Below are 11,450 nucleotides of genomic sequence, written 5' to 3'. Positions count from 1 at the left end.
TGCAGGAGCAGCAGCTGCGGAGAAAGTGGGAGAGCTGGTTTCGGTGCATGTAATCCCCCGCCCGCATTCCGACATTGAGTTCATTCTTCCTAAGCTTGAAGGGTAAAATATGGCGCTGATTACGGAAACGTATCTGCGCGCACAGCTGATCAAAGGTTTGGCGAACCCTTTTCCGGTTACAGAGGGGGATAAGCTGACCCCGGCCGCTGCAGATTTCCTGAAGGAGCGTGGAATTCCTTTGCTGCGCGTGGCACACAAGTCAGGCACTCCGTCGTTGAACTTCATCCCTATTGGCGTCTCCAACCGGCACGTGCACCTCGCACCACATCATACCGAAGCGCTGTTCGGCAAGGATTACAAGCTGACGCCTTTGCGCGAGCTGTCCCAGAAGGGGCAATTCGCCGCCAACGAAACAGTGACACTCAAAGGTCCGCACGGCAGCCTTCCTAACGTCCGCATCTTAGGTCCCGCCCGTGGCGAGACACAAGTGGAAATCTCGCGCACAGACGGTTTCGAGCTCGGCGTTCATCCGCCGATTCGGTTGTCGGGTGATCTTGCAGGCACACCAGGGATTACCCTTGTTGGCACAGTGGGAACGCTTGTTTTATCCCAAGGGCTGATTATCGCTAAGAATCACGTGCACGCTTCCCCGGATGAAGCCCAGTCCTTACACCTAAACCACGGGGACCGCATTCTGGTGCAAGCGATGGGCGAGCGCCCGCTTATTTTTGCCGATGTGATGGTGAGGGTGAGCCCGCAGTTTTCGCTGGATTTTCACATTGATCGAGATGAGGCTAATGCGGCTTGCTTACATACGGGTGACACGGTTCAAATCCTCCAAAGGAACGATAATAGGACGAATGCCGAAAGGAGGCTGCGTTAGGTGGAGATCAAGCAAATGGTCGAAGCGATCGTTCGTGAGATTTTAAACCAGCAGGCAATAAGGCCGAAGGTGCTCTACCTGTTCTACGACAGCATGACGCATGAGGCTTTCACCGATCATTTTATAGCATTAAATATTCACGGCATTGACCATGATCTTATGTTCCTGGATGGCGAGGCCTCCTGCTGGCTTGGCAAGCACAAGATAGAATGCGGCGGTCGAGGCAAAACAATTGCCTCTGACGAGTTCGCTCCAGCCCCCATTGAGGTACCGCTTGCGTATGATGGCATCGTGATCCCGGAAATCGATCTGGATAGTGCTGCGAGAGCTGCCCTTGGTATGAAAGGGACGATCGTCTCGGAGATCATTTTTTCTACGTTGGTTCAAAATAAATTCGTCCTCATCGGTGAGGATATTTCAGGACTACAAAAGGCGGACCGCCGCACGCTCCAAACGCTGACACTGCCCACCCCATATCGCAATCTTTTTGATTATTACAAAATGGAGCTTCAAATGTACGGTGTCGAGTTCGCCCCAACCAAGCTGCTTGCCGAAAAAGCCGTGAGCAAAATCCGGTTTCAAAATCCGAAAACTCCTGAAGCTGGGGTTGGGGGTGCGGTTAAGGTTGGGGCTGAAGCAGAAGCAGAAGCTGAGGTTGAGTTTGACATACCTGCATCATCTGAGCCAGCATCCTCAGCCCTCGTCTTCGAAGGAAAACTGGTCTCCGCAGAATGGGTCACACGGGAGCTCCGAAATCATTCCTTCCGCTCGCTGCAAATTGGCAAGAAAACAATCATTTCCGCACTAGCGCACGACATGCTGAAAGATAGAGGCATCACAATCGAATATATGGCCGAAAGGTGAGGTCCTATGTTTTACGGTAAAGTCATTGGCAGTGTATGGGCTACGCAAAAGGAAACAGGCATGGACAACTTAAAGCTGCTCGTGATCCAGCCGATGGATTTCAAAGGCGGTGAAGCGGGCACGCCGATTATCGCCGCAGACCGCATTGGAGCAGGTGTTGGCGAGAATGTGATCGTCTCCAGAGGGAGTCCAGCCAGAACCTTGTTCAAGGATAAAATGGTGCCCATCGATGCGATGATCGTCGGCATAATAGATAGCTTCGAGGTCACGAAGGAAGCCGAGGAGGAAGCATGGAAGAGCAGAAACAGAGAGTGATTCAGGAATACGTCCCTGGTAAGCAGCTAACACTGGCTCATGTCATTGCCAATCCAGATCCGGTTTTGTATACGAAGCTCGGCATTGAGGATCGCAGTGCAATTGGGATTCTTACGCTCACCCCAACCGAGACGGCCATTATCGCTGCGGACATTGCGACCAAAGCAGCCGACGTAGGCATCGGTTATTTGGATCGATTCACAGGCTCGTTGGTGCTCACAGGAGAAGTAGCTGCTGTGGAGATGGCAATTGCCGCTGTGAATGTGTTTTTACTGGAGAAGTTGAAATTCTCGACGGCACCGATCACGAGGTCATAAGCCTATGAAAAAAGTGATGATCATCGGTGCCGTGGGTGCAGGCAAATCAACGCTGATCAAAGCCTTATTCGGGGAGTCTCAGCCCGCATCCAAAACGCAAAGTCTCATCTACCGAGACTGGGTGATCGATACTCCTGGCGAGTACAGCGAGAACCCGCTATATTATCGCTCGTTAATGGCGACCTCGCACGAGGCTGCAGCTGTGCTGCTGGTTCAGGATGCAACGCGGGACAGGAACTATTTCCCCCCTGGATTTGAACAAGGTTTCGCTGTACCAGCTTTAGGGGCTGTCACCAAAATCGATCACATGCAGGCAGATATCGATTATGCCATCCAACTTCTGAGGCAGGCGCTGCCGGAAGGGGAAATTTTTTTAACGTCAGCTGCATCGAACGATGGTATCACCCAACTAAAAGATAAGCTTATGCAAATCGTACGCTCTTGATCCTGCGTGATCGTACGCTCCTGATCCTAAAGTGAAGAGGGATTACACCATGGCGTCCATTATGSAATTGTGCAGCAAGTTTACGCTTTTGAGCAAGGAAGAAGTCCAAACCATTCAAGAGATGGCGGATCACCTTCAACTATTTGCCGATGTATCAGAGTCTGACGTCTTCATAGACTGTCCGCTCCCTGACAAAGGTACGGCGCTCGTCGTGGCAGAGGCGCATCCCTCCAGAGGCTCCTCTCTGTACAAAACGTCAGTCGTTGGGCAGTACGCTTTTGTCCAAAATGAGCCCGCCGTCATGTTCTGTCTGCTTTCCGGCCAATCCGTAATCGGCTCACGGGGCATTTCGCAGGAGCAGATTGCCATCCAGCAAAATGTCGTGCCGATTCGGTCCCAAAGCGGCCAAGTTATCGGCGCACTCATTATGGAGAAGGACATTTCCGAGAAGCTTGAGCAGGAGAAGAATGTGACCCGATTAATGGAGACAACGGAACAGTTGAGCGAAACGCTGCTTAGCGTGGCCATGTCGCAGGGCAGCATGCAGTCACTGATGCATGAGGGCGTTATTGTTTTTGATGACAAGGAGCATGTCACCTATACTAATCCACGCGCGCTCGACATGCTGAAGGAAATCGGTCACAAGACTGAGGCAGCTAATGCTTCCTCAATAACTCAGTTGTTTTATGGGAAATTGACGGTGCTTGGCCGCTCAGGCCTCATCCAGCAGGAGCTGCAGATCGGTTCTGTGACCTTTGAACTCAAGGCCATGTCCATTTACCGGGAGCAGCGGGAGGTTGGCGGGATTATTTTGCTGCGCGATATTTCGGATATGAAAGAGAAGGAGAAGCAGCTGATCATCAAATCGGCCGTCATCAAAGAGATACATCATCGTGTGAAAAATAATTTGCAAACCGTATCCAGCTTGCTCCGCCTGCAGATGCGAAGAACGAAACACGAAGAGGTCGTGAGGGTGTATCGCGATAGCATTAACCGCATTAATTCGATAGCTGTTATTCATGAAATGCTCGCGTTTGAAGGACTGGAGACCATCCATTTTAATGAGGTCGTGGACCGTATCATCAAGAACATCATTTCCTCTTCGTCCAAACCGGATCAGACAATTGTCCCGATTATTTCCGGGGATGAGCTCATTTTACAGTCCGATGCCGCCACGACGCTTGCGCTTGTTGTTAATGAACTTGTGCAGAACTGCGTCCTGCATGCTTTCGGAGAGAGGCGAACTGGACATATTGAAGTTTCTCTGCAGCACCAAGACAGCTTCGCTCGGGTTCGGGTGTCGGACAACGGCATCGGCTTCAAAGCAGCGAATCATTCTGAGCGCAAAGGTCATTTGGGCCTGAAAATCACAGAGACACTAGTGGAAGAAAATCTAGGCGGCGTTCTTGATATCATGACGGATGAGCGCGGGACCGAAGTGCAGCTTACATTTCCGATAGCTAAAATGCAGCCAAAGGAGGACGAAATGCCATGAGAAATGCCATCGTCGTCGTCGATGATGATCCGATCATCCGCATGGATATCCGTGAAATGCTGGAGGAGGGCGGCTACTTCGTCGCAGGTGAAGCCAAGAATGGCGAGGAAGCGATACAGCTTATAGCTCGTCTGAAGCCAGATTTGGCCATTATGGATATTAAAATGCCCGTCATGAATGGCATCAAGGCGTCTCATATTATCCGCAAGCTGCAGCAGGATACATCGGTACTGCTCCTGACTGCTTACAGTCAGAAGGAGCTCGTGAAGGATGCACGCGAGGCGGGGGTGGCCGCTTTCCTGGTCAAACCGGTGTCGGAGGAAGATTTGCTGCCGGCTGTCGAGATTGCTTTGAGCCAGAAGGAGAAGATGGACTCGCTTAAGCAGGATATCAAGCTTCTGAAGCAATCCATCGAAGAGCGCAAAAGCATCGAAAAAGCCAAAGGCCTCGTCATGCAAAAGCACACTTGGAGTGAGGAGAAGGCCTATGCCAAGATGCGCGAAGTGAGCATGGCAACTCGTATCCCACTCTCGAAGCTGGCGGATGACATCCTGCGGGATGGGGCAGAAGTCTTGGCAGGTGCAGGTGAGCGGACGCATGGATGACCAGTGGATTACGAGTGCCGGCCTCGATATCGGAACAAGCACGACGAAGATGGTGATTTCCCGGCTGAAAATCGTGCGCTCCTCTGGCATGCTCAGCCTGCCGCGCTTCCAGATTGCGGAGCGGGAGCTGCTGTACGCAAGCCCGATCTACAGCACTCCGCTTCTCAGCAGCGATGAGATCCACGCGGAGCGCATTTGGGCCATCGTGGCTCAGGAGTACGAGCAGGCCGGCATCCGGCCAGCGGATATCAAATCCGGCGCCGTCATCATTACCGGCGAGACGGCGAACAAAACCAACGCGCAGCACATCCTGCACTTGCTCGCAGAACGAGCGGGCGATTTCGTCGTCGCGACAGCCGGTGCTGATCTCGAAGGGCTGCTCGCCGGCAAAGGCGCCGGTGCAGAGCAGCGCTCTTTGCAGCTGCGAGGCGCTGTTGCCAACATCGATATCGGCGGCGGGACGGCGAATGCGGCGATTTTTCATCGAGGCAAGCTGCTCGGCACGGTGGCCTTTCATGTCGGCGGCAGGCTGATCCGGATCGATGTGACCGGCACGATCCTGGAGGTATCGCCGTCGATACGCCCTTGGCTGCAGAAGGCCGGCTACTCCGTTCAGCCGGGCGACAGGCTGAGCCTGCTGCAGCTGAACGAGATCTGCATGGCCATGTGCCGCTGCATCATGGACTATTTAAGCGGCCGCGATGCATGCGCGGAGCTAGCGGCTCTAATGATTGGACCTCCGCTAGCCGCCATCCCTTCTATAGAAGAGTGGATGGTCTCCGGCGGCATAGGTCAACTGATGGCAGAGACCATGCCGCCTCGCAGCTTGGCGGACGCTGCCGTGTACCAAGATATCGGCCTGCTGCTCGCTCATGCCTGGAAAGAACTGGCCGCTGGGTACCCTGCTCGCCAGATCCAAGCGGATCAGACGGTCAGAGCGACCGTCATCGGCGCTGGGATGCAGAGCACGGAGATCAGCGGTGCTACGGTGCATCTGGATGCTTCCTTGCTGCCGATCCGCAATCTGCCTGTGTTGAAGCTTGAACTATCGCCGCAGCTGCTGATCCAAGATGGCGGGCTTGCAGAACAATTCGATACGCTCATGCGAAATGGTGCAAGCTTATTTGCTCTTGATCGCTCGCCTCCGTTTGGACTCGCTTTGTCAGGGACGCGCCACTTAACCTATCCATCCCTTCAATACATAGCTGATCAGTTGTATGTCAATTTTATGCATCATTTTCCTCATAGCGAAGCTATGGTCGTCATTTGTGAAACGGATATCGCCAAGGCGCTTGGCCAGTCCCTCACGAGACGCTGCGCTCAGCGTCCGAAAGTCATTTGCATCGATCAGATCCGTGTAGAACACGGGGATTATATCGATTTAGGCGAGCCGATTTCCGGCATCATGATTCCCGTAGTCATCAAAACATTAGCCTTCCAAGCTAAGGGCAGAGGGGAGGAAAGTCGCCTGTGAATTTAAAAACGACGCTGCTCGGCACGACTTTTCAATTCAAGGATTTGAAAGAAGTAATGGCCAAAGCTAACGAGGAGAAGTCAGGTGACCAGCTGGCCGGTATTTCCGCGCAGGATGCGAAGGAAAGAGTCGCCGCCAAAGAGGTGCTCGCCGATCTGACGCTTGCGGATATTCGCAACCACCCTGTGCTGCCTCCGGAAACCGATGAAGTTTCACGAATCATCGAGGATGCTTTGAATGAGAAGCTCTATTCCGAGGTACGGAATTGGACGGTGGCGGAGCTGCGGGAGTATTTGCTGCGGCAGGAGACAGGGAATCAAGAAATCCGCCGGCTTTCCCGAGGTTTAACGAGTGAGATGGTCGCCGCCGCCGCCAAAATGATGACGAATCTGGATCTGGTGCAGGCCGCCTCCAAGATGGAAGTCACGAGCCATTGCAACATCACCATCGGTCAAAAAGGCGTGCTCTCCGGGAGGGCTCAGCCCAATCACCCTACGGACAATATTCAGGGCATTAAAGCGGCGCTTTTTGAAGCTTTAAGCTACGGGATCGGCGATGCGGTGATTGGCATCAATCCCGTGATAGATTCGGCGGATAGCGTGAAGCATATTTTGCAGATGACCAAAGAGGTCATGGAGAAATGGCAGATTCCTACGCAGAACTGCGTCTTGGCCCATATCAAAACCCAGATGCGCGCTATTCGTCAGGGCGCCCCGGCAGACATGGTGTTCCAAAGCTTGGCGGGCACGGAAGACGGCAATAAAGCTTTTGGCATCGATGTCGCTCTGCTGGATGAAGCTGATGAGCTTATCACGCGGGAGGGCACCGGGACGGGACCGAATCTGTGGTATTTCGAAACGGGCCAAGGCTCCGAGTTGTCCGCTGAAGCGCATCACGGGATCGATCAGGTCACGCTGGAGTCGCGCTGTTATGGGCTTGCCCGAAAATATAAGCCGTTTATCGTTAATACGGTGGTTGGTTTCATTGGACCTGAGTATTTATATGACAGCAAACAGGTTATTCGCGCCGGGCTCGAGGACCATTTCATGGGCAAGCTGCAGGGGCTGCCGATGGGGGTGGATGTTTGCTATACCAACCATATGAAGGCGGATCAGAATGATATGGACAATTTGGCTGTGCTGCTTTCCGCCGCAGGCGTCAACTATTTGATCGGAGTAGCCATGGCTGACGACTGCATGCTCAACTATCAGTCGACCAGTTAYCACGATATCGCTACCTTGCGGGAATTAATGAGACTGCGGCCAGCTCCGGCTTTTGAACAATGGCTAGTTCGAATGGGCATTATGGAAAACGGCCGACTAACACCGCTTGCGGGAGACCCGAGTCTATTTATGTGAAAGAGGTGAAACGATGAACAACCCTGTCCCCATCGATGCGCTGGTTGATCTGGTGATGGCAGAGCTAGAGAAGAAGCTGTCCGTTACTGGTTCAAAAGGGGAGGAACCCCCGTCGTCCGATCATCCAGATCTCCCTGCTCCGGTAGAGGAAGAGCCGCACTCGTTTGTGCCGAACCCCAAATGGGAGGAAGGGATGAACGAGCTGCTATCGAGCACACCTTCGCGAATTGGCGTTTGGCGGACGGGCACGAGGGCGCTGACCAAAGAGGTACTGAAATTCCGCCGTGACCATGCAGCAGCAGTCGATTCCATCTATGGCGAAGCGAGTCAAGCGCTTTTGGATCAATTCGGCTTATTTGGTGTGGAAACGCGTTATGAGAATACAGAGAACTACCTAAAACGTCCCGACATGGGACGTATTGTCACTGAAGTGGGAATCGCCCTCATTCAGCAAAAATGCAAAATGCATCCACAGGTGCAGATYGTTGTGTCTGATGGGCTTAGCGCCAATGCCGTAGATGCTAATCTAGCCGATGTGTATCCTGCGCTTCTTGACTCGCTAAGTGCATATAAGTTATCCACAGGTACTCCGTTTTTTGTGCGAGGCGGGCGGGTTGCCGTGATGGATCACATTGGCGAAATCTTGCAGCCGGATGTGATCGTGCTTTTGATCGGAGAACGGCCTGGGCTTGTTTCGTCCAAATCGTTAAGTGCCTACATCTGTTACAAACCGCGAAAAGGCACGGTAGAGAGCGATCGCACGGTCATATCCAATATTCATCGCAGGGGTACACCACCGTTGGAGGGCGGCGCGCATATCGGCACCATCGTGCAAAAAATGCTCGAACAAAAGACGAGCGGCATTAACCTTGAAATCTGATAAAGCAAGTCATTCGGTGAAGGAGGTGGGGCGGAATGGGACTGGCGATTGGCATCGTAATTGTTGTGATCACGTGTTTGTTTGCGGGGTGGATCGTTAGCATCGCGAACAAGAGTATTCGGGAATTCGATGAAAGCAAGCATGAAAGCTTCTTGGGGAAATGAGACTTGGCTGTACAAATCGTAATGAATGGATGAGGAGGAGTAAAGATGAGCTTATCTTCCAATCATCATGACAAAGACAAAAGTGATTTGAACAAGTTCGGGTATGCCCAAGAGCTGCTGCGCAGTATGGGCGGATTTTCTAACTTCGCGATCTCATTCTCCATCATTTCCATTCTGACGGGCGCTGTATCTTTATATGGTCACGGATTAACCTATGGCGGAGCGGGCATGATGGGCTTCGGCTGGCCGATCGTCGCGTTTTTCGTGATGTGTGTTGCGGCGGTTATGGCTGAGCTGGCTTCGGCCATTCCAACAGCAGGCGCCTTGTACCATTGGGCTGCAATCCTGAAAAACAAACGCTGGGGCTGGTACACCGCCTGGATTAATCTCATTGGCCAAATCGGCATCGTCGCCGGCATCGATTATTCCGTCGCGCTCTTCGCTGATCCTCTAATCGCGAGCGTCTTCGGTTATGAATCGAGCAATACAACCGTGTTGATTTGCTTCTCGGTTATTTTGCTTACGCATGGGGTCCTCAACCACATTGGCATTCGGATCGTTGCGAAGCTCAACGATTTCTCCGCCTGGTACCACATCGCTGTGGTGGCGGTGCTGGTTCTGTCTCTGGCCTTTTTCACCAAAGGCAGCCTGAACCCGGTCTCGTACTTGTTCAAAGTAGGCGAAACCTTTTCTGATAAACCTTACATGTTTGCCTTTCTGATCGGACTTTTGCAGGCACAGTGGACGTTTACGGGCTATGACGCTTCGGCGCATACCATAGAGGAAACGATTAATCCGCGTGTGCGCGCTCCTTGGGGCATTTTTACATCCGTTGCGTATTCATTTGTCATTGGTTTCATTATGCTTGCTTTTGTCACCTTGTCTATCAAGGATGCCAGTGCGGCTGCTGGTTCGAGCAATGCGTTCATTTATGTCATCAGTCAAGCGCTTGGCGGTACGTTCGGTTCGGTCATATTGTGGCTAGTCACCGCTGCGATGTGGTTCTGCGGACTTGCGTCCATCACCTCTTTTTCCCGCATGATGTATGCTTTCTCGAGGGACAAAGGGATGCCACTAAGCACGCAATGGGCGCAAATTTCAAAAAAATACCGGACCCCGGCCAAAGCCATCTGGCTGGCCATCATCCTGTCCTTCCTGCTTGCTTTTATTGACTATCTCATCAAAATGGTGAACCCGGATGCCACGTATACGACGATAGCGTTCCTAACGGCAGTTAGTGTTGTAGGTCTTTATGTTGCCTATGGCATTCCCATTTACTTAAAGCTTCGGGCCAAAGCCGATGGAAGATTTCAAGATAAGCATCTCGGGCCTTGGAATCTCGGAAAATACAGCAATGTGATCTCGATTGTCGCGCTGCTCTGGATTCTCTTTATTTGTGTCATCATGGTCATCCCTCCGAACCAAATGGCTGGTTACGCCGTAGCGGGAATGCTCATTCTCCTGGTTATTATGGATTTGTCCTACTATAACAAGCACTTCCTTGGCCCRCAGGCTGCCCTTAACAAGTCTATGGAGGAGATTTTGCGCCGGGAAAAAGAGTTAGAATAGGCTTCTGTCTATTGGTTTAGCATTTGATAGATTTGGGCATCCTTTTACTAGAGTTGAAGATTCTAGTGAAGAGGTGCCTTTTTATATGCAGAAAAGTTGGGTTAACGCCATTATTGCACTTTCTATTATCGGTATTATTTTTGGCTGGGTACGTCATGCAGATGCTCGCAGCGGGCAAGAAGCGCTTCAACTCTTGAACACTGTGAAACCATACATGATGAATGAGCAGCATATAACTTTCAAATATACGGGCTATTACGGAACGTGCGCTGGTAGCGAGCTCAAAATACTGCAAACCGGCAAGAAGCTTTCTCTAGCCTTCGAAATCCCGCAAGAGGATCGCTTGAGCGAGTCCAACTCTCATGCGGTGTATACAGCGAGCATCGAGATTGCTCCCGGCACGGTCGCTACATTAACGGTTGCAAGCCCAGCTGGCTCTAACGGCTGTTACACCGTCCTGAAATTAGATGCATCCGAACAAGCAGATCAATCTGAGCTTATGAATTGGCAGGAGCAAGCTGGCGATCAATTAAAGAAATTAGGCATCCAAGGGCAATGGAATGTAATGGTGCAAGGCTATGTTAACGAGCAGGTGCTGTCTGGGAAAAGTAGTGCCAATGAGCTGGCTCAAGCGGTAGCGCAAGCTTTTAAAGCCAAAACGGTAGAGAGTTACAGCGATTTAAAGACAATTAGCTTGTCTTTGGCTTCTGATGAGTTTCAAACTTCAATTCAAAGCGGCAATCAAACGGTGAATCTGCAGCTTGCTCTGCATCAGGAATCAACGACAGGCCAATGGCGGCTGACAGCAGGCACACCGATTATCACAATGGAGTATTAGTTCTTCATACATATATGTACTGAAAATAACTACAAGGAGTGGGGATATGTCAACGATTATGAAACCAATTATCCCAGGTGTTATTGCCGAGTCTATTGAAAGCTTGCGACGGGAGGGATGGGAAGACGATGATTTCTTCAACTTTCCCAAATATGATGATGAATCACCGGAAGCTCGAATTCTATTCCATTTCTTTCGAAATAATCGGGTAACGTTCGCCGCGGCGATCGTCAACAGTTATAC

At 51.7% G+C, this 11,450-nt stretch carries 14 protein-coding genes and 1 pseudogene; all 15 read left to right on the top strand.

The genetic code is table 11. The features are described 5' to 3' along the window. Nucleotides 1–106 (top strand): annotated as a pseudogene (locus AC1DUA_RS07800) (ethanolamine utilization protein EutM); the annotation flags it as partial. 3 nt (nt 107–109) lie between these two features. Next, the gene (pduL, locus tag AC1DUA_RS07795) at nt 110–883 is read left to right on the top strand and encodes a phosphate propanoyltransferase (RefSeq protein WP_477499189.1); all 774 of its coding nucleotides are present in this window, start codon (nt 110–112) and stop codon (nt 881–883) included. After that, nucleotides 884–1,747: a hypothetical protein gene (locus AC1DUA_RS07790; protein ID WP_477499188.1), complete on the top strand. Its 864-nt coding sequence runs from the start codon at nt 884–886 to the stop codon at nt 1,745–1,747. Between the two features lie 6 nt (nt 1,748–1,753). Then, on the top strand, nt 1,754–2,062 hold the full coding sequence (locus AC1DUA_RS07785; RefSeq protein ID WP_477499187.1) for a EutN/CcmL family microcompartment protein: 309 nt from the start codon (nt 1,754–1,756) through the stop codon (nt 2,060–2,062). Further along, nucleotides 2,038–2,379, top strand: coding sequence for a BMC domain-containing protein (locus AC1DUA_RS07780; RefSeq protein WP_477499186.1), 342 nt, complete (start codon nt 2,038–2,040; stop codon nt 2,377–2,379). Before AC1DUA_RS07785 ends, AC1DUA_RS07780 begins: the two co-directional genes overlap by 25 nt. Before the next feature lie 4 nt (nt 2,380–2,383). Then, nucleotides 2,384–2,824 (top strand): EutP/PduV family microcompartment system protein, encoded by a 441-nt coding sequence (locus tag AC1DUA_RS07775; protein ID WP_477499185.1) that lies wholly within the window; start codon nt 2,384–2,386, stop codon nt 2,822–2,824. 49 nt (nt 2,825–2,873) lie between these two features. Further along, on the top strand, nt 2,874–4,319 hold the full coding sequence (locus AC1DUA_RS07770) for a sensor histidine kinase (protein WP_477499184.1): 1,446 nt from the start codon (nt 2,874–2,876) through the stop codon (nt 4,317–4,319). After that, nucleotides 4,316–4,924 carry an ANTAR domain-containing response regulator gene (locus AC1DUA_RS07765; protein WP_477499183.1) on the top strand — a complete coding sequence of 203 codons (609 nt, stop codon included), beginning with the start codon at nt 4,316–4,318 and terminating at the stop codon, nt 4,922–4,924. Before AC1DUA_RS07770 ends, AC1DUA_RS07765 begins: the two co-directional genes overlap by 4 nt. Further along, nucleotides 4,863–6,398 (top strand): ethanolamine ammonia-lyase reactivating factor EutA, encoded by a 1,536-nt coding sequence (locus tag AC1DUA_RS07760; RefSeq protein ID WP_477499182.1) that lies wholly within the window; start codon nt 4,863–4,865, stop codon nt 6,396–6,398. The genes AC1DUA_RS07765 and AC1DUA_RS07760 overlap by 62 nt, the downstream gene beginning before the upstream one ends. Further along, a complete protein-coding gene (locus AC1DUA_RS07755) occupies nt 6,395–7,756 on the top strand; it encodes an ethanolamine ammonia-lyase subunit EutB (RefSeq protein ID WP_477499181.1) in 1,362 nt (453 codons plus the stop codon). Before AC1DUA_RS07760 ends, AC1DUA_RS07755 begins: the two co-directional genes overlap by 4 nt. A gap of 13 nt (nt 7,757–7,769) precedes the next feature. Beyond that, nucleotides 7,770–8,636 (top strand): ethanolamine ammonia-lyase subunit EutC, encoded by an 867-nt coding sequence (gene eutC / locus AC1DUA_RS07750; RefSeq protein WP_477499180.1) that lies wholly within the window; start codon nt 7,770–7,772, stop codon nt 8,634–8,636. A gap of 35 nt (nt 8,637–8,671) precedes the next feature. Beyond that, nucleotides 8,672–8,800 (top strand): hypothetical protein, encoded by a 129-nt coding sequence (locus AC1DUA_RS07745; RefSeq protein WP_477499179.1) that lies wholly within the window; start codon nt 8,672–8,674, stop codon nt 8,798–8,800. A gap of 45 nt (nt 8,801–8,845) precedes the next feature. Further along, nucleotides 8,846–10,369 (top strand): amino acid permease, encoded by a 1,524-nt coding sequence (locus tag AC1DUA_RS07740; protein WP_477499178.1) that lies wholly within the window; start codon nt 8,846–8,848, stop codon nt 10,367–10,369. An 85-nt stretch (nt 10,370–10,454) separates the two neighbouring features. After that, nucleotides 10,455–11,207, top strand: coding sequence for a YwmB family TATA-box binding protein (locus AC1DUA_RS07735; RefSeq protein WP_477499177.1), 753 nt, complete (start codon nt 10,455–10,457; stop codon nt 11,205–11,207). 46 nt (nt 11,208–11,253) lie between these two features. Continuing rightward, a partial coding sequence (locus AC1DUA_RS07730; RefSeq protein ID WP_477499176.1) for a hypothetical protein occupies nt 11,254–11,450 on the top strand: 197 nt, incomplete at its 3' end.

Source organism: Paenibacillus sp. 01T422 (assembly GCF_056398785.1).
The sequence above is the reverse complement of the archived record's forward strand: the minus strand, read 5'-3'. Positions and strand labels throughout refer to the sequence as shown.

Coding starts and splice junctions, on each gene's coding strand:
- pduL (WP_477499189.1), top strand. CDS start 110: ATGGCGCTGATTACGGAAACGTATCTGCGCGCACAGCTGATCAAAGGT.
- AC1DUA_RS07785 (WP_477499187.1), top strand. CDS start 1,754: ATGTTTTACGGTAAAGTCATTGGCAGTGTATGGGCTACGCAAAAGGAA.
- AC1DUA_RS07780 (WP_477499186.1), top strand. CDS start 2,038: ATGGAAGAGCAGAAACAGAGAGTGATTCAGGAATACGTCCCTGGTAAG.
- AC1DUA_RS07775 (WP_477499185.1), top strand. CDS start 2,384: ATGAAAAAAGTGATGATCATCGGTGCCGTGGGTGCAGGCAAATCAACG.
- AC1DUA_RS07765 (WP_477499183.1), top strand. CDS start 4,316: ATGAGAAATGCCATCGTCGTCGTCGATGATGATCCGATCATCCGCATG.
- AC1DUA_RS07760 (WP_477499182.1), top strand. CDS start 4,863: ATGACATCCTGCGGGATGGGGCAGAAGTCTTGGCAGGTGCAGGTGAGC.
- AC1DUA_RS07745 (WP_477499179.1), top strand. CDS start 8,672: ATGGGACTGGCGATTGGCATCGTAATTGTTGTGATCACGTGTTTGTTT.
- AC1DUA_RS07735 (WP_477499177.1), top strand. CDS start 10,455: ATGCAGAAAAGTTGGGTTAACGCCATTATTGCACTTTCTATTATCGGT.